Origin of the sequence: Bacillus sp. JJ634 (assembly GCF_036962285.1) — a bacterium.
GTDB classification, from domain to species: domain Bacteria; phylum Bacillota; class Bacilli; order Bacillales; family DSM-1321; genus Peribacillus; species Peribacillus asahii_A.
In genome coordinates this window covers 18,124-42,722 of the sequence record NZ_JBALMU010000039.1, presented here as the reverse complement: position 1 = coordinate 42,722, position 24,599 = coordinate 18,124, and the positions used below count along the sequence as shown (strand labels likewise).

Here is a 24,599-nt window from a genome sequence, read left to right as displayed (position 1 = left end):
GCTCATGTTGTACTTTTTATAGTGTGTACTCACTTTAAAAATTAACGTTGGCGTTTCTGTTTTGTTTAGTTTTCAAAGAACTATGTCTTAACGACGTTTCACTATCATAACATAACGTTTCAATATTAGTCAACATTTTTTTGTTTTTTATTTAACAATCGAAAGTAACTTAAACATTCATTTTTGTTGACTCACAACCCCTTAACGGGAATTACAATGTTACTATCTTAATATAAAGAAGTCAACATCTTTTCAAAAATGTTTTTTCACCACACAACCAACCATAAAAAACACCTTAATTAAAACTAATTTCTCTACGGCCTATTAAAAAGAACTAATCTGCTTGTTTAGCACTCCTTAACAGGAATTACAATATTACTATTTCGATATCAGAAAGTCAACATCTTTTTTAAATTATGAAAAACAATCCTAATTGAAAATATGCCATAAGATAAAAGGTTCAAAAGCCAAAGGCTTTTGAACCTTGATTTAATGAGTATAGGACCTGCATAAAGAGATACCCTTTTTCTCAAAAAACCTTTGATAGAGCACTGTTAATTTTTAAACTTACACTAATAAATGAACCTCGTTTCCTGAGGGATCTCTCGTAATTGCAATACCGTTCTTTTCTACGACATACGCACCTAACTGCTGAAGCCTTGCTACAGTCGCCACTCGTGACTCTTCATTTGGAAGAAGCAGCGTAAAATACTTCATCCCGACACTATTTGGCTTTGGAGCCGGAGCACCAACACCATTCCAAACATTTAAGCCGATATGATGATGATAACGACCCGTAGAAGTAAATAATGCTTGTGGGCCATAACGAAGAACAATATCGAAACCAAGAGCCTGTATATAAAACTCTTCTGTTGCCCGTAAATCTGCCACATGTAAATGGATATGTCCCATAACTGTCTCTTTTGGCAAACCAGTCCATACTTCTCCCTCTGCTTCTGCTAATAAACTCTCAACGTCTAAACGTCTTGTATCCATAAACACTTGATCATCTTGCCAATTCCACATATCAGCTGGACGATCTCGATAAATTTCAATGCCATTTCCATCCGGATCCGCTAAATAAAGCGCCTCACTAACGGAATGATCAGAAGCCCCTTGCATCGGGTAACGATTTTGTAACAGATGCAGAAGTGCTTTCGCTAACTCTTTTCTATTAGGTAAAAGAAGTGCAAAGTGGTATAACCCTGTTGTACGCGGCTGCTTCGGCTGCACTCCCTCTGGCTGCTCAATCGTTAATAGCGGTGTTGTTCCATCCGCCGTTAATACTGCCTGATTCTTTGTTTGCTCTAATACTTGAAAACCAATCATTTCTTTATAAAATGTGATACTCCGTTCTAAATCACTCACTAATAAATGCACTTGCCCAACATACGTATGAGGCTTGCTATGAAAGTTCATCCTAATATTCCTCATTTCTTTTTAGTTACTTTATGTAAGTTAGTATATATTAGTTCGTTATTAATTTCAATAAAAAATCGTCTTCTATATTTTTCGTATTCATCCTGCATGTATGTATGTAAAAAAGGTACAAAGAAAAACAGAAACTGTAAAAGTCCCTGTTTTTCATAATAAATTCATCCTTTATTCTATTGAAAAGTTGAAACCATCTAACCTATTGATATTAGATATGGAGGGAGCTCATTTCTTCACTTAATAAAGTCCATAAAAAAAACAGAAACCCTAAAGTTTCTGCTCCTCACCTCTTTTATGCTTTGCCACAGCATTTCTTATATTTCTTTCCACTGCCGCACGGACATGGTTCATTTCTGCCTGTTACCTCTCCATTAACGACCGGTTGACGGGCAGCATTCGCTTGGTCAACAATGATTTGTGTTCCTTTTTCTTTCATCTGAGCATAGCGTACTTTAAATAATTCAATAGCATCTTTGCTATATTTCAACGTATCCTCAACAATTTCCGTTGCCTTCTGCTTCGAAAAATTATAATCTTCAATAATAAATGATTCATCTGCAAACGAAATCCGCACCCCAAAGTGCTGAACAGCTGTTTGTTTCCCTTTCTGTTCTTCTAGAAACTCTAGATACACTTCATCACACTTACAATTGGGATGCATGCAGTAGTAATCGTAAATCCAATACGTTTTCCCCTCATATTTACTCTTAAGCGCGATATCATTTTGCACACCAAAGACATCCAAATACTTAATCGCTTTTCCATCTAAAATTTCAAAAGAATCAATCGTTCTCATCTATTAGCACATCCTATTTCAACAATATTTCGCACCCTTTATTGTACACGCTAAAAATCTAACCGTCACTTACAATTACACAATGTTAAAAAGCCGTAATAAAGTTCATTACGGCTTTTTACTCTTCCATTATTCTACAGACCATATTTCTGGAGTCGTTTATAAAATGTACTTCTTGGAATATCTATTAATTTTGCCGCTGCTGTAACATTCCCTTTAGTTCTTTGCAATGCTTCAAGCATTAAGTCTCTTTGGATTCTCTCCCGAATGGTTAGTTGATTTTCTAAATCCACAAACTCCATCGAGACTTGTTCCTCTAATTGTTGCAGGATACCAAGTGAATACATAGAATGTATTAACTCCCAATAATCAATCCCTTCATCTAAAAGTAAAATAGATAACCGTTGCAGAACATTCTGCAGTTCCCTTATATTCCCTGGCCAATGATAATTTCGCAATTTATCTAATAATTCTTCTGTTAATGGAAGGTTCCAGTTATTTTGTTGACAAATATAAGAAGCGAGAAGAGGCAGATCCTCCCTTCTTTCCCGCAAAGAAGGAATATATATAGGATAGACATTTAAACGATAATATAAATCTTGGCGGAAGGTCCCTTCATTAACCAACTCATTTAGGTTACGATGTGTTGCGGTAATAATACGAATATTTAAAGGGATTTCTTTATTCCCTCCAAGCGGAACTACCTTTCTTTCCTGCAACACGCGTAATAACGCCACCTGCATAGCTGGCGGAATTTCACCAATTTCATCAAGGAACAGAGTCCCTTCATTCGCCTGTTCAAACTTCCCTTTATATCCTTGACGCTTCGCACCTGTAAAAGCCCCTTCCACGTAGCCAAACAGTTCACTTTCCATTAAATCCTTTGGAATAGCTCCACAATTTAACGCGATAAACGGCCCATTTTTGCGTGAACTATTCTCATGAATTGCTCTAGCAACAAGCTCTTTGCCCACACCTGTTTCTCCGTATAAATAAACGCTAGCTTCTGTCGATGCCACTTGTTTTACTTGTTTGATTGTATTTTGAAAGGTTTCACTAATTCCCATCTCCCCTTCAAAATGAAATGTTTTAGCAGAAAACAGCCTATTTGAAGCACTTGCCTCTTTCTCTATTAAAAACAAGGATTTTCCTGATACTTCTATACCTTCTGTGAGAAGCGAAGCACTCTCCAACTCGATTTGGTATCCATATTGTAAGAAGTCTTTTAGTCTCATTCCAATGGATTTAGGAACCTTTTGTCGAACTAGTTTGCTAGCAGAAACAATGATTTCGTTTTGATCACAAACAATAAAATGACGATTACAATAATAATCTGCCAATTTGATAGCGTGCTGGATAAAAGCTAATTCATTTCTATAGGAGCGTATTTTAATTTCCTGTTCAATTGTGTACGCCATAGATGCAACCGTCCCTAGCATATACGGGTGGGAATGAGTAATAGGGCACGAAAAATTGATAACCCCCATCATGATGCCCTTTTCATTATAAATAGGCATAGCTGAACAACTCCATTTATGAGAGGCAATAGCATAATGTTCCATCCCATTGATCATCACTGCTTCTCCTGTTTGCAAGGCTGTTCCAATTGCGTTTGTTCCTACTTCTTCCTCTGTCCAGCGTACCCCTTCCACAAAATTGATTTTTCTCGCATCGTCCAATGTTTTTTCATTTCCTGAAAGAGATAAAACATATCCATCTGAATCAACTAATAATGCTATCATTCCAGATTCCTTAATCAACGGGTTCATTCTTGCCAAATGAGGTAGCGCTATTTCCATAAGCAATGCGTTTTTTTCTCTTTGTACGGTTAGTAACTCATTTGTTAAAACATAGTTACCTTCCCTTAAATATGGATTCACTTGTTCTTGTCTACAGCGGTACCAGGATTCCTCAATTTGCTTATTTAAACGTGCCGAATCGAGAACCCCTTCATTAATGAAACGTTTCCATGTACTCAAATTATTAAAAGTAGAAGTAGATGCTAGCATATATCCTCCTCTAATCATTTGATAAACGTTCGCAATACGAATTGAGTGGTATTATTTAATGTGAAAATATGGAGTATAAAATAAGTATTTGTTATAGAGGCTTATTCTAATATTATATGAGATTATGTACATACCTACAATATTTTACCAGTTTAATTCAAAAGAAGTTCATAATAAAAAGCTTCACGTAAAAAATTAAACGCGAAGCTCTCTATGAAAATACAAGTTTGATTTATACTATCCTTATTTTCTATGAAAAAATGACTCCTCCGTCAATCATAACAGCTTGTCCTGTCATGTAATCCGAGTCTGTTGAAGCAAGATAAGACACAAACTTCGCAACATCTTCAGGTGTCTCAGGTCGCCCAAGTGTAATCGATTCAGAAAACTTTTTAAATGCCTCTCCTCTTTCTAGACCCATATAATGTCCCATTTTCTCATCGATTAAATCCCACATTTGTGTGCCGACAATTCCCGGACAATAGGCATTCACTGTAATCCCAAACTGTGCCAACTCTTGTGCTGCAGCCTGCGTAAGACCTCTAACAGCAAATTTAGTAGCCGAGTAGGTACCTAACAGGCTGAATCCTTTATAGCTCGCAATACTAGCTGCATTAATGATCTTTCCGCCTTTTTGTTTTTTCATCTGTTCTGCAGCAGCTTGAAGACAATATAGAACACCATTCACATTTATATTAAATATTTGATTCAAATCCTCTTCCGTTACCTCAAGTAAAGGTTTGATTTGGGCAATTCCTGCATTTGAAACCATAACATCCAATTGTCCAAAACGCTCAACAACTTGATTAACCATATGAAAAACTTCATTTCTGTTACTAACATCAGCTTGAACAGCGAAGCTTTCACGGCCAAGTTCCTTGATTTCATTTACTACAGATTGGGCGTTATCTAAATTAACATCGTTGATTACCACATTTAATCCATCCTGAGCTAGACGTAATGCAATAGCACGACCAATCCCACGACCTGAGCCAGTCACAATTGCGATTCTTTGACTAGTAACCATATAAATTCCCCCTTAAAATAAGGATTATCAATCAAACATGTACAGCATGCCCGCTCGTACTAAGCAATGCTTCGTGAATTGATTCGGACAATGTAGGATGAGCCATTATAAGGTTTTCCAACACATCTGTCGTGATCTCGACATGTAACATAATCGTTCCTTGGCCAATTAATTCCGTTGCATGAGGACCTACAATGGAAATGCCAAGTATCTCATTATATTGAGGTTCTACTAAAACCTTTACTTTTCCAATCGTTTCATTAGAAATTCGTGCTTTTCCATTTGCGGAAAACGGAAATTCTCCTATTTTAATATCTCCATATTGATGTTTCGCCTGTTCTTCCGTCAAACCTACACTAGCAATCTCAGGAGAAGTATAAATACAGCGAGGGACTGCACGATAATTTACTATTTCAGCTTGACCGCAGGCATTCAGAGCGGCCACTCTACCTTCGTGAAAAGCGACATGTGCAAGCTGAATTCCACCGATTACATCACCGCAGGCATAAATAGAAGGAATGTTAGTCTGCATATATTCATCGACAGCTATTCCCTGCTTAGAGAAATCCACTCCAATTTCCTCTAAATCTAAGCCGTGTACTCTTGGTTTCCTCCCAATTGCAACAAGTACATAATCTGCCTGTAACTCTTGAATAATACCATCCTGAAGCTGTATAAGGACTTGCTTTTTATCCACGTTCAAATCCGTTACAGAGGTGGAGGTATGAACAGTAACACCTTCATCCGCCAATTTCCTATGTAATATTTCAGCAATATCTCGATCTTCACTCGGTAATAGTTGTTTTCCCATTTCAACTATCGTAACCTTCGTTCCCATCCTGCTATAAATACTAGCAAACTCGCAGCCAATTACACCTCCTCCAATAATCAAAAGAGAGGAAGGGATCGATGGAAGCGACATCGCTTGACCACTATGAATCACCCACTCTCCATCAAATGGTGCAAATGGTAAAGAGATTGGTTCTGACCCGGAAGCGACAATGACTTTACTTACTTCGATTTCTTCTTGTTGTTCACTATTGTTAATCCTTAATCGTTGATTCGTTATGAAAGATGCGCTTCCTTGAATAACGCGAATTTTATTCTTTTTCATTAAATATTGAATGCCTTGAACAAGCGTTGTAACAATTTCCTCTTTCCTTTGTTGTACGACACTCCACTCTATCTCAATGGACGAAGAAAGACGAATTCCTAAATTCTCTGCGTTTTTGACCAATTCATACGTATCGGCACTTTCCAATAAAGCTTTAGTAGGCATACACCCCTCATTTAAACAAGTTCCTCCTAGCAGCCCCTCTGTTATTAACAGTACATTTTGTCCCTGCTGGGCAGCAGTAATTGCTGCTACATACCCAGCAGGTCCCCCTCCTATAACGGCTATTGGTTTCACGGAATTGCTTCCCCCTTTCTATAAAAGCATTGTCAATGGCTGTTCTAAGTATCGTTTCACTGTTCGGAAAAAGGCTGAAGCAGGCGCCCCATCCAGCACGCGATGATCGAACGTTAAGCTAAGCGGCAAAAGAGTTCTTCGTTTCAATTCTTCTCCGATATAAACAGGAGCATCATAAGCAGCTCCTACACCTAGAATTCCCGTTTCAGGTGTATTCAAAATTGGAGTAAAGTGCTCAACACCGTATGAACCAAGATTGCTAATCGTAAAAGTAGAACCAGTCATTTCTTCGCTAGGAAGCTGCCCTTCACGAGCACGCTTAGCAAGTTCCTTCCCTTTTTTCGCTAGCTGTCGAACTGTACAAGCTTCCGCATTTCTTACCACTGGAACAACTAACCCTTTTTCTAAAGCAACAGCTATACCAAGATGAACAGACTCAAACAAATGAATTTTTTCATCTATATAAGCGCTGTTCATTTGCGGATGCTCTTGTAATGAAAGTACAACTGCTTTAGCAATAAAGTCTGTGATAGTAATTTTATTTTCATCATCAGTTTGGATGATTTTTGCAGATTGCTTCTGTAATTGAATTAAATCTGTTACATCAGCTTTTAGCGTAATCGTTAATTGAGCACTATTTTGTAAGCTATCTTTCATACGTGCAGCAATGACTTTACGCATGCCGGTAACAGACATTTCTTTTCTCTTCTCTACAGATGCTTGAGGAGAAATCGTTCTTTCTTCTTGAATTAGAGGCTCGGATTCTAGTTTCTTGATGGCTTCCTGTACATCTTCTTTCGTAATTCGTCCTCCTGGTCCGGTACCTTGAATCTTACTAATATCAAGATTAGCAGCCTGTGCAATTTTTCGTGCAACCGGGGAAATCTTCACGCGATCATTCGTTTTGCTAATCGGAAGACTTGATGGCTCTGAAGTGTTGGTTATTGCAGTCTGTTCCTTTTCTACTTTGTTTGTTTGAATATCGGACTCCTTCGTCACTATTTTTTCATTTGTATTGCCGATATAACAAATTACCGTTCCAGGCGGAACACCTTGCCCTTCTGGTACAGCAATATTTAGTAATGTTCCTTCTGCCGGGGATTCAATGTCCATTTCTATTTTTTCGGAATTAATACTAGCAATTAATTCACCCTTTTCAACAGAATCTCCCACTCCCTTATTCCATTCGGAAACGACGCCCTCTTTCATAGCCATACCTAATTTGGGCATTACTACTTCTACTGCCATACTGCATTCCTCCCTTTACTTAGTCGTAAGGCACTAATAAATTAGTGCCTTATGTTTTTCTTAGACTCCGAGAATAGATGTTTCTCCTAATAACTCTGATACAACCTTGATCACTTTTTCTGGTGTTGGTAAATAAATATCTTCTAGCGGTGGAGAAAATGGTACCGGTGTATGCGGTGCCGTAATCCGTTTGATTGGAGCATCGAGCGTATCGAAGCCTTTATCCGCAACCAATGCTGCAATATCAGTAGCTATACTGCATCTTGGATTTGCCTCATCTATCACAATCAATCGATTTGTCTTTGCAACAGAAGATAGAATCGTATCTTCATCTAAAGGTGATAAACTGCGTGGATCGACGATTTCCACTTCGACCCCTCTCTTAGCAAGCTGTTCCGCAGCCTGCTGAGCCGTTTGAACTTGCTTCCCAATTGCAACGATAGTCAAATCTGAACCTGTTCTCTTGACCTCTGCTTTTCCAAGCGGAATTGTGTAATAACCCTCTGGTACTTCACCTACCGCATTATAAAGCGTCTTATCTTCAAAAAAGATAACAGGATCATTATCCTCGATAGCTGCAAGTAGCAATCCTTTCGCATCATAAGGTGTAGATGGTACAACTACTTTCAATCCTGGTATACTCGTAAATAATGCATATAAGCTTTGTGAATGTTGAGCAGCTGCCCTAAACCCGGCACCATGCATCGTACGAACTGTAACCGGTACCTGCGCTTTCCCTCCGAACATATAACGGAACTTGGCGCCCTGGTTTAAGACTTCATCCAAACAGCTCCCAATAAAATCATTAAACATAAGCTCTGCAATTGGACGCAGCCCAGTTGAAGCAGCAGCCATCGCCGCTCCCATATAGCCCGCTTCCGCAATCGGTGTATCTAAAATCCGCTCTCGGCCAAATTCTTGTACTAACCCTTTTGTAACTCCTAATACACCGCCCCATGCTTCATCATCCTGTAGATGATCGACTTCTGCACCGCCAGCTACATCCTCTCCCATAAGAATGACATCTTCATCCCTTCTCATCGCAATCGCCATCGCTTCATTAATCGCTTGAGACATACTAATTTTTCTACTCATTCTCCATTCCTCCCTTTCAATGTTTAATAGGATACATATACATCTTTTAGTAAATCGTCTGCCTCTGGATAAGGACTTTCCTCACTGAACTTCACCGCTTGTTCAATTGCTTTTTCTACTGAACTTTCAAGAGAAATCAATTCTTTTTCAGATAAGAGCTGCTGATCCAATAAATAGTTTCTAAATTGTACAATGGCATCTTTCTCTTGCTTATGTTCTTTCTTTTCTTGGTCCACTTTATATTTCTGAGCATCTCCCTCGAAGTGTCCATAATTCCGATACGTTACGCATTCAATTAATGTCGGCCCTTCTCCTCTTCGCGCCCTTTGGACCGCCTCTTCCGCCGCCTTGTAAACAGCCATGACATCTTTTCCATCGACGCGAACACCAGGGATATTATAGCCAATCGCCCGGTCAGCTATCGTTTTACAACTAGACGCATAACTGAATGGAGTGGCTTCTCCATAGCCATTGTTTTCCGCAATAAAGATAACAGGTAGTTTCCAAATCGCCGCAAGATTAATCCCCTCATGGAAAGTCCCGTGGTTATTGGCACCATCACCAAAGAAGCAAACGCTTACATTGTCAGTCTTTTTATATTTAGCCGTTAATGCTGCACCGCAAGCAAGAGGAAAGCCTCCTCCAACAATGCCATTCGCCCCTAACATTCCTTTATCTAAATCAGCAATATGCATGGAGCCGCCTTTTCCTTTGCACAGCCCAGTTACTTTGCCGTAAATTTCAGCCATCATCCCATTTAAATCACATTCTTTTGCAATACAGTGACCATGACCACGGTGAGTGCTTGTAATACTATCTTTTTCATTAAGGTGGGCACAAACACCAACAGCTACAGCTTCCTCTCCCGCATATAAATGAACGAAGCCTGGTAAAATCCCTTTTGCAAATTGCTCATGAACTTTATCTTCAAATTGACGGATTTCTAGCATTTTTTTATACATCCAATACGCTTTTTCCTGAGATAACTTCACTTCTTTATTTTGGATCGTTTCCATTTTCCAGCCTCCTTAATGTTGATTCATTAAAGATTAATGCAAGTAATGTGCCAACGTGAAAAAACTTGAAATCAAAGAGAAATGTAGTTTTTTAATAAAAACAAAGTGAGACAAAANNTTTTGTCTCACTTTGTTTCCCTTTTTGCTATTCCTTTGATTTTTCAAACATTCTCTGGAGACAGGACTACAAAAATAACAAGCAGGAAATAATTCCACTCTCACTATCTACTATTCTGACCTAGCATTATAAGATGGGTATGGTAAACTTGGTCTGAAAGAAGAAATATTTCACGAAGGCAACTTCCTTTTTTCTTTATATATACTGTCAGGGGTGGGACTCGCTTGTTACAGAATTTAAATCATTTTCTTGAAAAAGCGATGCCTATTATTACGCCAGCTAGTGTTGTACTCGGTGTAATCTTCGCTTATTATTTAGAGTCCTATGTCTTCCTCGTTCCTTGGATTTTTGCCTTTATTACATTCACGGGAAGTCTAGGTTCTAATTTCAAATCATTAAAGAATATTGCAACTAATCCAATGCCGATTCTTGTTGTGCTCGGAATTCTTCACGTCATTATGCCTGTTTGGGCATGGACACTTGGACATTTAGTGTTTCCTGGAGATTCCTTGACCGTTACAGGATTAGTGCTAGGTGTTGTCATTCCAACTGGAGTAACTAGCTTACTTTGGGTCACCATCTACAAAGGAAATGCAGTTTTAGCGCTTACGATTGTATTAATCGACACTTTATTATCACCAATTATCGTTCCATATAGTGTTGCTTTCTTCAGTGGTACAACAGTTGAGATGAATACAATGGCCTTAATGAAAGGGCTAATCGGCATGGTCGTTATTCCTTCTGTAATTGCCATGCTACTTAACCAAGCAACAAAAGGAAAAATCAAGCCGGTTCTTGGTCCAAAGCTAGCTCCTTTTTCAAAAATGGCTATCGGTGTTTGCGTGACACTAAATAGCGCAAAAGTAGCTCCTTATTTAAGTAAAGTCGATGCCAAGCTTATCAAAATGGCCATCATGGTCTTTCTTATTGCCTTTTCAGGTTATCTTCTATCTTGGATGATTGCCAAGTTCTTAAAATGCGAGAAGGAAGAAATTATCAGCGTTATGTATACAGGCGGCATGCGAAATATCGCAGCAGGAGCTGTTCTAGCTGTTGCTTATTTCCCAGCTGCTGTCGCTGTGCCTGTTATTCTTGGTACTCTATTCCAACAAGTTTTAGCATCCTTTTACGGAGCATGGCTTAACCGTTATTATCATAATTCCTCGAAACAAAAAGCCGCATAATGAAAAAACCGACCTTCATCGGTCGGTTTTTTCGTCTAAAAATGATTACCTATCTCATTTTGCAACTGTAATTTCACCATTGGTAGTCCTTAATTTTACAACATATTTCCCTTTTCCAATTACCGTAGATCCTTCATATTTATCGAGAATACTAATGTCTCCATTAGCAACTTCCACATCAAAGGTTGTGTTGGTTGGTTCCTTTTCTGTTCGAACGATAATCTCTCCGTTCGCGGTTGTCAATTGCATCCTGCGATCCAAGTCTTTCGTTTCAACTAAAATTTCACCATTCGTTGTAGATCCAATAATATCTCCTTCTACACCTTGTAAGTAAATTTCACCGTTCGCCGACTCAACATTCACACGCTTAGCCATAATCGTATCTAATTCTATCTCTCCATTTGCTATTTTCACTTGTAGATTATTTACCCTCATTTGTTCGATTTGAACTTCACCATTTCCGTTCTTAATGGTAAACGCTTCATATTGTTTTTCCGGTAAAAAGATTTTTAAATGCTGTGATTGGGTATGAAACCCAAAACGAAACAACCATTTTTCTTTTAATTTAAATGAGACGGAAAGGGTATCTCCTTCTACCTCTGTTGTAAAAGTTGATTCGCTCCCTTTGTACCCTTTCGTCACGAGTTCTATCTTAGCTGCAGAAGCTTTTGTAGGAATAATTTCTACTCTCGCATTGTCACTATCTACCTTCAAGGCCGTAAATTCCTCTTTAATCATTTTTTCTTCCATCGTTGCATCCGCTTCAATCGTTGAAGGATAAGTGAAAAGACCTCCGACAACACCAATTGCTAACAAAATAAGAGCGATAATCGATAATTTTTTTATATTAATCATGCTTCAACCCTCCTTTTACAAGCGATACATTGAATTGCAAATAGCGAATAAGTCCTTTGGTTAATGCCTTTGTTGCGAATAACATTCCAATTCCAACAAAAATACCGATTCCACATAATCCGATAGCGCTAAATACATCAAACAACCAAAAATCACCCATTATCATATTAAACAGCACACCTAATGGAGAAAGAATGAACGCTAAAGAAACAACCCAGCCAGCAAAAAGAAGAGCTAATAACCCAATAAATGGACCCAATACAATCACAAGGTTAAAAAAGCCTAACCCGATCACCGCCCAAACAGCACGCATAATATTTCCGGCAGATGCTGAATGCTCTACTTTTTCAATGCGCGCAGAAGCTACTAGCTCTTTCGCGATTTGCTTAGGAGAGCCAAGTGCCTTTGAAATTTCCTCTTCAGTCTTTCCTTCCTCTAAACCAATTGCAAAATATTCTTCATAATCTTGTAGAATCTCTTGACGCTCTTCTATGGATATATTTCTTAAAGACAACTGTAATTGATGTAAAAACTGTTCTTTATTCATGATTTACACCTTCTTTTATTAATTGATTCACACCATTTGAAAATTGAACCCATTCGGCCAAAAGTTCGTGAAGATAATTCCTGCCTTTATCGGTTAACGCATAATATTTACGTGGCGGACCTTCTGTCGATTCCTTTAAATACGTTGTGAAATATTCTTCTTTTGTTAATCGTCTTAACAACGGATATACCGACCCCTCGGAGATTTCAATTTGATCAGAAATCTTCTGCACTAGCTCATAACCATAGCAATCTTTTTTATCCACTAAAACAAGGACACATAATTCCAAGACCCCTTTTTTAAACTGAACGTTCACAATCTCACCACCTCTTTCTTTAACTTTTCGGTACTATTCATTATATAGTACCTGGCAAAATCTTATACATTGATTTTAATGTAGCATATGCTACTGTCCATTACAAGGTACCGTTTTATATTTTTCCAAAAGTGAACTATTTTTACAAAAGAACCGATATACTAATTAAAGATGAAAGGAGTGAATGATGTGATCAAAAAAGACGTAAAAAAGAAGGACTACGAATTTCTATCACATGAAATGCACTACCTTGAAACAGCAGGAGTGATTTCATCTGAAGAAAAAGAGAAAATCTTAAACACGTATGAAATAAAACCGGGATCAAGTTTTATTCAGATTGTATTAACAATCGGAGCTTTACTTCTAGGAATCGGAGTTTTAAGTTTCGTTGCCAGCAATTGGATGTACCTCCATAAAGGAATTAAATTTTTCTTAATTATTGCTGGTATCATTGGGTTTCAACAAGCTGGACTTCGTCTTGAAGTAACCTATCCCAAAACAGCTCGAAGCCTCCATTATATTGGACTATTAATTTTTGGAGCGGGCATTTTCCTTGTAGAACAAATGTTTAATCTTAGCATTAATTTTAATAACTCCTTTCTCCTATGGGCACTTGGAACAATACTTATTGGTTATTATTTAAAAGATGTACTCATTTTACTTTTTACAACACTTTTATTATTCATCTATATAAATGGCAGTATGTTTTTAGACGAAACAGCTTATCCATTTGCCATTCTGATTTTTTTACCGGCTCTTTACTGGATGTTAAAAGAGTTCCGTTTCCCAAAACGTTTCACCTTCTCTTTAAATGCACTAGCGATTAATACAATTATCTTATTGTTATTCGAATTCGTGCCGAAAATAATTAATGCTTATGAGGAAGAAATTGTTCTTTCAATTTTATTCGTACTCGGATTAGCCCTAACCTATCTGCCAGTTCCAGAACAAGTACAAAAGATGACCCACTTACAAGGTCATCTGTTACATGGCATAACAGCGCTGTTTCTTACGTATCATTATTCGATTATCTTTGCAATTGCCTATCTTATTTTCCTTCTATATCTCGTGAATAAAGGAAGCTTAATTAGCATTGCTATTATTTGTGCACTAATCTTACGCTATTACATGGATTTCTCCTTTGATTTCTTACCAAAATCGCTTGTTTTTATCATCGCAGGCATCATTTTAATCGGTTTTGGCTTCTTCTTTGAGCATCAACGAAAGAAAGGAGAGACGAATCATGAAGAATAACCTTTTCATGCGAATACTAGTCTTTTCAATTCCTGTTTTACTCTTAATTGGATTAGCAATTCCACCTACATGGACCTCTTTAACAGGAGAAGAAATTCGATTAAAAACCGAGCCTATCGATCCGACCGATTTATTTCGCGGCAGTTATGTTACTTTGTATTATGAAATTGAACAAGTGACATCAGAACAACTATCTGACTCTGTTGTTAAAAAAATTGAGCGTAAATCAGAAGGCGATATACTTCCTGTGTTTGTTCAATTAGAAAAAGGAAGCGACGATATTTACAACGTCAAAAAGGTTACAAACAAAAAACCGTCAAGCGGCATTTATCTAAAAGGCACCTTAAATATTCCATATGAAATGCAAGTCACTCCTCCAGAATCATTTCATATTCAATACAATCTGGATAATTACTACGCTCCAAAAAAAGATGCGGAAGAAATCGAAGCTGTGACCTCCACTAAACCAGCATTAGCGATTGTCAAAGTAAAAAATGGTCGTGCTATCTTAATGGATATTATTGTTCCGTAACAAAGCCATTATAAAAAAAAGAGGGTAAATCAAATGTAGATACTTTTGATTCACCCTCTTTGTCTTGCCCCTATTCATTCACCTCCCCTCATTATTAAAAAACAGTAAAATATCCCATAAAACTAGTAACATAAACCAAAGTTTGGTAACTTAATAGAAAGAACGAATTTAATCGAAACCATAACTGCTCTTTGTCTTCTATATTGCTATAGGATAGGTCTTACTATCTATATAACTTTCAATAATAAGTCCGAAGTATTATATATACACTATATTTTTTAATCATTATGACCGAAGCAAGATTACTATGAAAGCAAGGTGAAAAGAATGAAAAAACTAGGAAATGCACTCATTTTATCAACAAGTATTTTGATAGGCGTACCAACCGTCTCTATGATGCCACTAGGAATAACTACCGTTGAAGCGAGTTCTGCTGAAAAGATTAGCAAAACCTCCTATCAAACGACTGCTAACTTAAATTTACGATCCGGGGCCAGCACAAAAACGAAACTCATCCTTACGATTCCAAAAGGAAAAATAGTCACGTCTACTGAAAAGAAAGGGACATGGTCTAAAGTATCTTATACATACAAATCGAAAGGAAAAAATATAACGAAGACAGGCTGGGTCAGCAATAAGTATTTAAAAGAACATTATCAATATTCAACGATCAAAACAGCCTATTTTTTCACTCAAAAACGAACAAGCCTATACTCCACACCTGACACAAAGAAAAAACAAGTGACAACCGTTTCAAGTAATAATGGCTTTTATTCGAAACAAAAGATCATTAATAGTACGGGTCAAACATGGTATCGTATTGCCTATAAAGGAAAAACCATGTACGTAAATAGCAGCGATGTGAAGAAAAACACCTTCACCTCTTTTTCAGAAAAAAAATATAAGGCAAAAAAAGACACATTTTTGTATGAATTTTACGGAAATGCCCATAAAAAACTAGTTCAAGTCCCTCAGGATGCCAGTATTTCCTCTAGTAAGAGAATTGGAGATTGGTATAGTGTAAGATATGCTGGAAAAACAGGATACGTCTATATTGGGGAATTTTCTGAGTACGCTGATGAAATCACCTATACGTATACGGACACTAGCGAAACTTTCTACATAACAACAAATGAAGCTAATCTATATGCCGCTGCCGACTCTACAAAGGAGAAAATAGCTACCATTGCTGCCAATAATAGATTTGCTTCTACGCAGAAGGTAGAGAATAGTCTTGGCGAAACATGGTATCGTATTTCGTATAATAATCAAGATGTATATATCAATAGCCAGGATGTACGTACCGATTCCTCTTCTGACATAGACATAATAGAGGAAATAATCCCAGAAACTACATTTGTCACAACAATAGATGTAAACTTACATCAAAAGCCCGACGCAGCTTCATCTATTGTAAATACGATATCGAAAGACACAATCATTGTCGCAACAAAAAAGACATCTAATGAATGGTATCAAGTAAATAACGCAGGAAATATAGGTTATGTTTCTAGCGATATATTAAAACAAGTGAGAACGGGTGATCCAATGAATGGTCGGGAAGGTTATCAATTCATAGATTTACGTACACAATCGCTCGTTACAGCCAAACAAATTGATGAATATATTGAAAAGAATTATACATCTCATGGACAAGTCAGCGTGTTAACAGGCAAAGGTCAAGTATTCATTGATGCAGGAAATAAATATGGCGTGAACGCTCTTTACCTAGCCGCTCATGCAATCCATGAAAGTGCTTTTGGTACCTCTCAAATTTCGTTAGGCAAAAATAATTTATTTGGTTTTGGTTCATATGATGCCAGTCCATATATCGCATCATATCGCTTCCCTTCCATCGATGAGAATATTATGTACATTGCACAACAAATGAAAGCTACGTATTTGAATGAAGTATCTGGAGGCTTCCGCTATAAAGGGGCTTATCTCGGTTTCAGTACCAAGGATTTGAATAATAAACGGTTAGATGCTAATAGTGAGGGAATGAACTTCTATTATGCAAGTGATCCAAACTGGGGAAAAGGAATCGCAAGACATATGCAAGCAATTTTGCCATATGATAAATCCTATTACAGCAAAGCAGCAGCTGATAAAGAGATTCAAACATCACCACCCACTCCAATTGGCAGTGATATTTTCCCGGACAACATCCAAGCAAAAGCCAATCAAGATTTAGTCCTTTCTAGCAGCAAAGAGGCTAATGATCGTGCATTAACACTAAAGAAAGGCTCTGCTTTTACTTTACTTGAAAAAGCAAATGACTATTGGGTGAAAGTTATGGTAGAAGATAAGATTTACTGGACCAAAGATATTAACTTTGTAGAGTATAAAAAGTATATCTCTGTTCAAAACTTAGGTAGAACAACGGCAAATGATCTAAAAGTCAGAAAAGGTGCAAGCACTTCAACTGATATCATTACTGCACTAGATCTGAATACGTATGTCCACTTAGTGCTTAATGAAAATGGAACTTTAACGATGGACAGCTCAAAGAAATGGTATAAAGTCGAATTGACGGATGGCACAATTGGATGGGTACATTCTTCGTATATTGCAAAAGAATTAAATTAATGATGGACAGGCAAAAAAATCCGAAGAGAATGTAAATTTCTCCTCGGATTTTTTTCATTAAACAATATCGTTAATGAATTCCATGTATTAGGATAAATATTTTCTAAGATCTACATTACGGAATCCACTTGCTCCCATCTTCACCGTACTGCTCCCCGTCGCTTATAATCTATCACCAAACGTGGTACTATAAACACATGAAGGAAAAAGGAGGAAATAACTTGAAAGCTGAAATAATCGAACGATTCACTTCCTATGTAAAAATAGACACTCAATCCAATGAAACAAACGCAGCATGTCCATCTACTCCAGGACAATTAATCCTTGCAAATCAATTAGTGGAAGAGCTAAAAACGATTGGCATGGAAGACGTGACTATTGATACAAACGGATATGTGATGGCCACACTGCCTTCTAATACAACGAAACAAGTACCAACGATTGGGTTTTTAGCCCACGTGGACACAGCCACTGATTTTACAGGGAAAGATGTAAAACCGAAAATTGTGGAAAACTACGACGGCAAGGAGATTACCTTAAATAAAGAACTCTCTGTCGTTTTATCTCCGAAAGAGTTCCCTTCGCTCTCCCATTATATCGGACATACACTCATAACAACGGATGGAACGACGCTTCTTGGGGCCGATAATAAATCCGGGATTGCTGAAATTATGACGGCCATGGACTATTTAATAAAGCATCCGGAAATTAAACATGGAAAAATCCGTGTAGCTTTTACACCTGATGAAGAAATTGGTCGAGGCCCTCATAAATTCGACGTAGATGCCTTTAACGCCAAATTTGCCTACACAGTTGATGGCGGTCCTCTCGGTGAATTAGAATACGAAAGCTTTAACGCAGCGGGTGCTAAGATTACGATTAAAGGGACGAATATCCACCCTGGAACAGCGAAAGGAAAAATGGTCCACTCTTCCAAAATTGCGATGGAGCTGCATAGCAAACTGCCTATAGCCGAGGCACCTGAATATACAGAAGGATATGAAGGTTTCTATCATCTTCTCTCTTTCAACGGAGATGTGGAAGAAACAAAATTATCCTACATTATTCGCGATTTTGATCGAAATCAATTTAACGAACGAAAACAGTTCATTAAACAGATTGTAGATGAGTTGCGTGAAAAATACGGCCAAGATCGTATTCTTCTTGAGTTAAATGATCAATATTATAATATGAAAGAAAAAATCGAACCCGTTAAAGAAATTGTCGACATCGCCTCTCAAGCTATGAAAAATTTAAACATCGAGCCAAAAATTTCACCTATTCGCGGCGGTACAGATGGTTCTCAATTATCTTATATGGGACTGCCTACACCAAATATATTCACAGGCGGCGAGAACTTCCACGGAAAATATGAATTCATTTCCGTCGATAATATGATAAAAGCAACCTATGTCATTATTGAGATTGCAAAGCTATTTGAAGAAACAGGAGAATAATAAAAAAGTGCCAGATGCCTTTTCATAAGATAAGGCACACTGGCATCTTTTCATGTTATCACAATGATTGTTGGCTTCTTTCCTTTTCCTCTAACGCGCCGTAATACATATACATATTTTTACCCAATGATTTAGAATAGTACAACGCATCATCAGCATGCTTATAAAGTACTTCTAAATCTGTTCCATCATTTGGATATAACACACCGCCCACACTAACCGTAACGTTCTTGCTATGAAGGATTTTATTCCCTTGTGAAAATAACTCTGATGCGCTATCACAATCATTAATCCACGGCCTATTTAAAGCGTCTATAATAGAACAAGCTATTTTTTGAAGTTCTTCCTGACTACTTATATTTTCAATGACTATAGCAAACTCATCTCCACCAAACCTAGCAATAAAAGCATCTTCCGGCAAAGTCTGTTTCATATACGAAGCCACGTACTTTAATAAAATATCTCCTTTATCATGACCCAGCGCATCATTAACTACTTTAAAATTATCCAAATCTAATAACAACATTCCAAATTTCTTTTTATGCTTCATTAAAACTCCATTGACTTCACTTTCAAATGCCGCTCGATTTTTTAAACCTGTGAGTCCATCATGAAAAGCTAAATACATCGGTTTTGCCACCATTTTTGTTATTAAAAAGGCTAAGATAATGGCTAAGATTATGGTCCCTACAAACTGAAAGATAAATGCCAACTTATTTTTTGACAATTCCTCTTGTACGGCATCTTCATTGTATACAATCTCTACTAAACGAGTTGTGGAATGACCTCTGCTCTCATCCGAATGATATTTTACATATTTATAGATAACATCCTTACCCTTATATGTATCGCTAAATAGTAACGTATCTTCATCATCTTCTAGCCACTCTAAATATTTTCTACGATCCACACCTAATCGATTGCCTTCTGGTGAAGATTCTCCTATTAAATATCCATCATTGTTATAAATCGCTATGTTCTCAATAAATTCGTACTTCTCTTTCAACTCTTCAATTGTTTTTAAAAAATTAAACTTATTAAAAATTTCGTCATTTTTTAAATCGTACCCTAATTCAATGATATATTGATGATCTTTTGTCGGCAGATAACTAAATTTTTTCAGCTCTCCTGTTTTTTGCTGAATATCCACTCCATCATGTGTAAATCCTCCGTTTATTCTCCTATCGTCCAATAATTCTGAAAATTCTTTGCAACACTGACTAAAATTAATACCGATATCCTTTTGAAAGCTACTATGAATAATGGTATTTTCATTATTAATAATATATACATCCATACCTAATTCATTTTTTAATGCCTTGAAATTCCACTCATTAAAGTTGCTATTCTTCTCATATTGTTCTAATAACTCAATTGAGTTGTTTTCCATAACCTTTGCAATGCTATTATCAAATATTGCATAGGCTTGATCTAAATCTTTTAAAACCTGAACAATATTCATTTCTACCAATTCGATTTTGGTCTCATGATCCTCTATTAATTCCTGGCTCATTCTATTCATATTAACCAATGATAATAACAAAATAAGAAGGACTGAAAAAAGAGTCATCATCATTAATAATTTCCATCTAAATTTCTTCAACAATAGTACCACGCTCTTTTTAAATTTAATAACAGAGTAGTTATACAAGGTGCTGATTTTAGTAAATTAGATTTATTTTTCATTATTAAAACATGCATCACCTAAAATATATAATAAATACCTTTATTTTGATATCATACCATAAAAAACATTCAGTTTATATGAATTAAGCCTAGCACTTTACCCTACCCAATAAATAAAAAAATACCAGAAACCCAAAAGGTAATCTGATACTTTTTTTATTTATCGTATTCATTTATCTCGAAATTTCACGGTATAAATCATGCTCCTTTATATAGGAATAGCACTCATCTGGAAGTAAAAACTCTGGATCACCATTTCTCGCTAGTTCTTCTCGGATATACGTAGAGCTAATTTCCATTGCAAGGCCTTTATCTAAAAATTGAAATCTTCCATCATCATAATTTCTTAGCAAAGCTGAAGAACTAATCGTTTTTAACATATCAATTCCATTTCTAGCCATCACAATAAATTGATTATTGGCAACTAATTGTTCATCCATCCTCCATTTCCCCTCAGCAATATCGACTAAAAGATCCGCCCCCATAATGAAAAAAAGTTCTGCTTTAGGAAAGGTTTTTCTGAAATATTCCATCGTATAGTACGTATATTGCTTCCCAGGTAAAACATGTAATTCATACGTATCTAAGAGGAAGGTCTGTTTATTCTTAATAGCTAAACGGACCATTTCTTCTCGATGTTGATCAGATGTTTGTAATTTCTTATCTACTCGTTTATGAGAGGAAGGCAAAAAGATGACAAAATCTAACTTTTTACGATGACGAACTGTATTCGCGGTCCATAGATGCACATTCGTAATCGGATCAAAGGATGAACCATACACGCCAATTCGTGCTCCCTCTTTAAATAACGCATCGACATCCTTACCTGGATTTAAATTTTCAAAATATAATTTAGTTGCTGCCGGACTCATCCTTCCCCCTCCTTATCCTTTATGTTTCTTTCAACTTAGCTACTTTTTCTTGCACAGCAGCAATATGCTGCATTTTATTTTCCCAACACTTTGTACTAAGATCTACCGGATATTCTTCTGGATGCAAAATGCGTTTATATTCGTCCCATAATAACTGTAAGCTATCTTTTGTATATTGTTGAATGTCATAAATATTAGGTAATTCATATACTAATGTTCCATTCACAAATATGTCATGGTGCAAGTTTCTTGCTTCAAAATTCGTAACAAACTTACTAATATAAGGATGGACTGGATGGAACATTTTTAATTTTTCTTCTTGTTGAACTTGTTCTTCTTCTAAAGCAATATAATCTCCCTCAGAGCGTTTATTAGCTTGATTAATAATTCGGTACACTTTTTTCAGTCCGGGTGTTGTGACTTTTTCAGGATTTGCAGAAATTTTAATCGTATCTACCATGCCTCCTGATTCCTCTTCAATTGAAACTAATTTATACACAGCTCCAAGCGCCGGCTGGTCATACGCTGTAATAAGCTTTGTGCCAATTCCCCAACTATCAATTTTTGCCCCTTGGGATTTTAAGTTCATAATCGTATATTCATCTAAATCATTAGAAGCGATAATCTTTGCCTCTGTAAAACCAGCATCATCCAACATTTGTCTAGCTTGCTTAGAAAGATAAGCTAGGTCACCGCTATCTAGCCGAATACCGATAAAATTGATTTTATCGCCTAGCTCTTTTGCTACTCGAATAGCAGTTGGAACCCCTGACTTTAACGTATCAAAGGTGTCGACTAAAAACACACAATCTTTATGACAACTTGCATATTTATGGAAAGCTACATATTCATCTCCATACGCTTGAATCATTGCATGAGCGTGAGTACCTGAAACAGGTATTCCAAATAATTTCCCCGCTCGAACATTACTTGTCGCGTCAAATCCCCCTATGAAAGCGGCTCTTGTGCCCCAGATTGCGGCTTCCATCTCTTGAGCTCTTCTAGTTCCAAATTCCATAGCTATTTCATCGCCTACAACTTGTTTGATTCTAGAGGCTTTCGTTGCGATTAATGTTTGGTAATTGACGATATTGAGCAAGGCTGTTTCAATGAGCTGTGCTTCTGCCAACGGTGCTTCAATACGCATAATAGGCTCATTCCCAAAAACTAATTCCCCCTCCTTCATTCCCTGAATGGTTCCCGTAAACTTTACGCTGCGTAAATATGTTAAAAACTCTTCATTATATCCTAATTCATCGCGTAAATATTCAATATCACTATCGCTAAAGGCAAACTGATTAATATACTCAATTACTTTTTCTAACCCCGCAAAAACAGCATAGCCATTTCCAAAGGGAAGTTTCCTAAAGTACAGTTCGAATACAGCCTTCCTTTGATGGATGCCATCACTCCAATAAGCTTGCGCCATATTAATTTGATATAAATCGGTATGAAGAGCTAAACTATCATCTCTATATGATCTTTTCATCATCTTCTCTCCTTTTACTTATTCAATTTGATCGAATTTCAGCACCTAAACTATTTACAAAGTGCGTTAATGCCCATTTATGTCCCTCTTCGTTAAAACTAGCTACTGCTTTTTCATGTACGACGATATGATATCCAAGATTATAAGAATCTACTGCTGTATGCAGCAGACAAATATCTGTACAAACACCAACTAAATGAACTTCTGTTATTCCTCTTTCACGAAGCTTAAGATTCAAATCCGTTCCTGCAAAAGCAGAATATCTTGTTTTGTCCATCCAATATACATGGGCCTCATGTTGATACTGTTCGTATAGCGATTGCAAATGTCCGTATAATAATCTGCCCGGTGTTCCTTTGATATTATGAGGTGGAAATAAACTTGTTTCCGGGTGAAAAGGATCCTCTTTCTCATGGGCATCAATCGCAAAAACGACAAAATCACCCTGTTCTATAAACTCTTTTGTTAGACTAACAATCGTTTCTTCAACCTTTTCTGCTGGCTCTCCTACCGGCAAAGCTCCATTAACAAAATCATTGGTGTAATCAATATTAATCAATGCTCTTTTATTCATTTATACCCTCTCCTCTTGTATTTTATATTAATGATTAACTAAACGTTAATTATTTTTCTAAAAAAAGAGAAACAACTCGGCACATTTTCTCTTTTTCGGAAGCTTATTTATAAATACTCTTCACAGGTTTTTGATCATTAAACCGATAAAGCTTTGTTTTAAACTTTGAATTTCTTTGAGTTGTTTTTGGATTTCCTTCTTTATCACACACTAATTCAATAAACGGTAATTTGGGTGCTTTTCTCCAAAAGAATGGTTCTGATTTTACCACTTCATCTACTATATCTTCTGCGACAGATAAAATAACACTTCGCAGCTCTGACAATGTAAATTCTTCAGGTAAGAACTCCCGGGCCAACGTTGTTTGAACCATATCTAATTGAATGATAGTTAAGGCATCTTTTATAATCTTTTGATGATCAAAGGCCAAAGGTAAGGTAAAGACTTCTTCTATAGTAAACAATTCCACTTCGGCGGCATCATCTCCTGCTTTGCGCATAGATAATAAATACTCTGGCACGACTGCATAATGAGAATTCGTAATAATCCAACCTCTGGGATCCCTTCCTTCCTTATCATATACCCCAAAATGTTTTACGTGAATATTAGTCACACCTGTTTCTTCTTCAAGCTCTCGCTGAGCGGCTTCATATGCCGTTTCTTTACTATCAATAAAGCCGCCAGGTAATGCCCATTTCCCTCCTTCAATATTCGGCTGCCCTTCACTATTTTTTAAAGAACGTTTGATTAACATCACCTTTAACGTCCTTCCATATACCGCCTCTTCATCTTGAACAATTGTAAAAATTACGTTATCACTCGTATAGCCATCAGGCGTCTTATATTGACTTACCTTATATTCTTTAAGTGCTTCCTCAGGTCTTACGAACTCCTCCGACATACCTTTCACCTCATAACAAACATTCAAACTTTTTATACATTCGTTTCTTTTATTAATGTTTAACTAATCGTTAATCAAATGATATAACATATATAATCTTTTTGCAAGCCCTTTTATAAAGTACAACCTCCATCAATGGGGGTTTTGCTTCATCCCCCACTGATAGTTAGTCACGTTCTACGGTCACTA

Annotated in this window: 20 protein-coding genes and 1 pseudogene; 5 read left to right on the top strand and 16 right to left on the bottom strand. The window is 36.9% G+C overall.

Annotated elements, in window-relative coordinates; translation table 11 throughout:
- Positions 1-567: 567 nt before the first annotated feature.
- The 8 genes and pseudogenes from V7068_RS07520 to V7068_RS07485 form a co-directional block, all read right to left on the bottom strand.
- Positions 568-1,419, bottom strand: a complete 852-nt coding sequence (locus V7068_RS07520) for a VOC family protein (RefSeq protein ID WP_499711941.1) — start codon at positions 1,417-1,419, stop codon at positions 568-570.
- A gap of 307 nt (positions 1,420-1,726) precedes the next feature.
- Positions 1,727-1,828 (bottom strand): annotated as a pseudogene (locus V7068_RS07515) (SEC-C metal-binding domain-containing protein); the annotation flags it as partial.
- Positions 1,829-2,364: 536 nt separating this feature from the next.
- A complete protein-coding gene (locus V7068_RS07510) occupies positions 2,365-4,239 on the bottom strand; it encodes a sigma-54-dependent Fis family transcriptional regulator (protein ID WP_499711939.1) in 1,875 nt (624 codons plus the stop codon).
- Between the two features lie 250 nt (positions 4,240-4,489).
- Positions 4,490-5,266: an acetoin reductase gene (locus V7068_RS07505; protein WP_499711937.1), complete on the bottom strand. Its 777-nt coding sequence runs from the start codon at positions 5,264-5,266 to the stop codon at positions 4,490-4,492.
- A gap of 31 nt (positions 5,267-5,297) precedes the next feature.
- On the bottom strand, positions 5,298-6,677 hold the full coding sequence (lpdA, locus tag V7068_RS07500) for a dihydrolipoyl dehydrogenase (protein WP_499711935.1): 1,380 nt from the start codon (positions 6,675-6,677) through the stop codon (positions 5,298-5,300).
- A gap of 18 nt (positions 6,678-6,695) precedes the next feature.
- Positions 6,696-7,925 (bottom strand): dihydrolipoamide acetyltransferase family protein, encoded by a 1,230-nt coding sequence (locus tag V7068_RS07495; protein WP_499711934.1) that lies wholly within the window; start codon positions 7,923-7,925, stop codon positions 6,696-6,698.
- 60 nt (positions 7,926-7,985) lie between these two features.
- On the bottom strand, positions 7,986-9,020 hold the full coding sequence (locus tag V7068_RS07490; RefSeq protein ID WP_499711932.1) for an alpha-ketoacid dehydrogenase subunit beta: 1,035 nt from the start codon (positions 9,018-9,020) through the stop codon (positions 7,986-7,988).
- 23 nt (positions 9,021-9,043) lie between these two features.
- Positions 9,044-10,036, bottom strand: coding sequence for a thiamine pyrophosphate-dependent dehydrogenase E1 component subunit alpha (locus tag V7068_RS07485; protein ID WP_127758926.1), 993 nt, complete (start codon positions 10,034-10,036; stop codon positions 9,044-9,046).
- Between the two features lie 342 nt (positions 10,037-10,378).
- Here V7068_RS07485 and V7068_RS07480 point away from each other — a divergent pair, with 342 nt between their 5' ends.
- Positions 10,379-11,338 (top strand): bile acid:sodium symporter family protein, encoded by a 960-nt coding sequence (locus V7068_RS07480; RefSeq protein WP_499711929.1) that lies wholly within the window; start codon positions 10,379-10,381, stop codon positions 11,336-11,338.
- Between the two features lie 54 nt (positions 11,339-11,392).
- On the opposite strand, the gene V7068_RS07475 is transcribed toward V7068_RS07480, so the two are convergent.
- From V7068_RS07475 to V7068_RS07465, 3 genes are read right to left on the bottom strand one after another with little or no spacing between them, the layout of a single operon-like run.
- Positions 11,393-12,193: a DUF4097 family beta strand repeat-containing protein gene (locus V7068_RS07475; protein WP_499711928.1), complete on the bottom strand. Its 801-nt coding sequence runs from the start codon at positions 12,191-12,193 to the stop codon at positions 11,393-11,395.
- Positions 12,186-12,740 (bottom strand): HAAS signaling domain-containing protein, encoded by a 555-nt coding sequence (locus tag V7068_RS07470; RefSeq protein WP_499711926.1) that lies wholly within the window; start codon positions 12,738-12,740, stop codon positions 12,186-12,188. Before V7068_RS07470 ends, V7068_RS07475 begins: the two co-directional genes overlap by 8 nt.
- Positions 12,733-13,056 (bottom strand): PadR family transcriptional regulator, encoded by a 324-nt coding sequence (locus tag V7068_RS07465; RefSeq protein ID WP_119115954.1) that lies wholly within the window; start codon positions 13,054-13,056, stop codon positions 12,733-12,735. The genes V7068_RS07470 and V7068_RS07465 overlap by 8 nt, the downstream gene beginning before the upstream one ends.
- Positions 13,057-13,245: 189 nt before the next feature.
- Here V7068_RS07465 and V7068_RS07460 point away from each other — a divergent pair, with 189 nt between their 5' ends.
- The 4 genes from V7068_RS07460 to pepT all read left to right on the top strand — a co-directional run bounded on the left by V7068_RS07460 (position 13,246) and on the right by pepT (position 18,888).
- Positions 13,246-14,310: a DUF2157 domain-containing protein gene (locus V7068_RS07460; RefSeq protein WP_499711924.1), complete on the top strand. Its 1,065-nt coding sequence runs from the start codon at positions 13,246-13,248 to the stop codon at positions 14,308-14,310.
- Positions 14,300-14,842 carry a GDYXXLXY domain-containing protein gene (locus V7068_RS07455; RefSeq protein WP_499711922.1) on the top strand — a complete coding sequence of 181 codons (543 nt, stop codon included), beginning with the start codon at positions 14,300-14,302 and terminating at the stop codon, positions 14,840-14,842. The genes V7068_RS07460 and V7068_RS07455 overlap by 11 nt, the downstream gene beginning before the upstream one ends.
- 327 nt (positions 14,843-15,169) lie before the next feature.
- Complete coding sequence (locus V7068_RS07450) at positions 15,170-17,431, top strand: SH3 domain-containing protein (protein ID WP_499711920.1); 2,262 nt, start codon at positions 15,170-15,172, stop codon at positions 17,429-17,431.
- Positions 17,432-17,652: 221 nt separating this feature from the next.
- Positions 17,653-18,888 carry a peptidase T gene (gene pepT / locus V7068_RS07445; protein WP_499711918.1) on the top strand — a complete coding sequence of 412 codons (1,236 nt, stop codon included), beginning with the start codon at positions 17,653-17,655 and terminating at the stop codon, positions 18,886-18,888.
- Positions 18,889-18,946: 58 nt separating this feature from the next.
- Here the strand turns inward: pepT and V7068_RS07440 are convergent, their stop codons facing one another.
- From V7068_RS07440 to V7068_RS07420, 5 genes are all read right to left on the bottom strand, one after another.
- A complete protein-coding gene (locus tag V7068_RS07440) occupies positions 18,947-20,494 on the bottom strand; it encodes a diguanylate cyclase domain-containing protein (RefSeq protein WP_499711916.1) in 1,548 nt (515 codons plus the stop codon).
- A gap of 253 nt (positions 20,495-20,747) precedes the next feature.
- Complete coding sequence (gene nadD / locus V7068_RS07435) at positions 20,748-21,446, bottom strand: nicotinate (nicotinamide) nucleotide adenylyltransferase (RefSeq protein WP_499711914.1); 699 nt, start codon at positions 21,444-21,446, stop codon at positions 20,748-20,750.
- A gap of 19 nt (positions 21,447-21,465) precedes the next feature.
- Positions 21,466-22,935, bottom strand: coding sequence for a nicotinate phosphoribosyltransferase (locus V7068_RS07430; RefSeq protein WP_499711913.1), 1,470 nt, complete (start codon positions 22,933-22,935; stop codon positions 21,466-21,468).
- Between the two features lie 22 nt (positions 22,936-22,957).
- Positions 22,958-23,509 carry a cysteine hydrolase family protein gene (locus V7068_RS07425; RefSeq protein WP_499711911.1) on the bottom strand — a complete coding sequence of 184 codons (552 nt, stop codon included), beginning with the start codon at positions 23,507-23,509 and terminating at the stop codon, positions 22,958-22,960.
- Between the two features lie 103 nt (positions 23,510-23,612).
- On the bottom strand, positions 23,613-24,410 hold the full coding sequence (locus V7068_RS07420; protein ID WP_488988511.1) for an NUDIX domain-containing protein: 798 nt from the start codon (positions 24,408-24,410) through the stop codon (positions 23,613-23,615).
- Between the last annotated feature and the right edge of the window lie 189 nt (positions 24,411-24,599).

Coding starts and splice junctions, on each gene's coding strand:
- nadD (WP_499711914.1), bottom strand. CDS start 21,446: ATGAGTCCGGCAGCAACTAAATTATATTTTGAAAATTTAAATCCAGGT.
- V7068_RS07490 (WP_499711932.1), bottom strand. CDS start 9,020: ATGAGTAGAAAAATTAGTATGTCTCAAGCGATTAATGAAGCGATGGCG.
- V7068_RS07470 (WP_499711926.1), bottom strand. CDS start 12,740: ATGAATAAAGAACAGTTTTTACATCAATTACAGTTGTCTTTAAGAAAT.
- V7068_RS07450 (WP_499711920.1), top strand. CDS start 15,170: ATGAAAAAACTAGGAAATGCACTCATTTTATCAACAAGTATTTTGATA.
- V7068_RS07520 (WP_499711941.1), bottom strand. CDS start 1,419: ATGAACTTTCATAGCAAGCCTCATACGTATGTTGGGCAAGTGCATTTA.
- V7068_RS07455 (WP_499711922.1), top strand. CDS start 14,300: ATGAAGAATAACCTTTTCATGCGAATACTAGTCTTTTCAATTCCTGTT.
- V7068_RS07430 (WP_499711913.1), bottom strand. CDS start 22,935: ATGAAAAGATCATATAGAGATGATAGTTTAGCTCTTCATACCGATTTA.
- V7068_RS07420 (WP_488988511.1), bottom strand. CDS start 24,410: ATGTCGGAGGAGTTCGTAAGACCTGAGGAAGCACTTAAAGAATATAAG.
- V7068_RS07505 (WP_499711937.1), bottom strand. CDS start 5,266: ATGGTTACTAGTCAAAGAATCGCAATTGTGACTGGCTCAGGTCGTGGG.
- V7068_RS07475 (WP_499711928.1), bottom strand. CDS start 12,193: ATGATTAATATAAAAAAATTATCGATTATCGCTCTTATTTTGTTAGCA.
- V7068_RS07510 (WP_499711939.1), bottom strand. CDS start 4,239: ATGCTAGCATCTACTTCTACTTTTAATAATTTGAGTACATGGAAACGT.
- V7068_RS07485 (WP_127758926.1), bottom strand. CDS start 10,036: ATGGAAACGATCCAAAATAAAGAAGTGAAGTTATCTCAGGAAAAAGCG.
- V7068_RS07425 (WP_499711911.1), bottom strand. CDS start 23,509: ATGAATAAAAGAGCATTGATTAATATTGATTACACCAATGATTTTGTT.
- V7068_RS07495 (WP_499711934.1), bottom strand. CDS start 7,925: ATGGCAGTAGAAGTAGTAATGCCCAAATTAGGTATGGCTATGAAAGAG.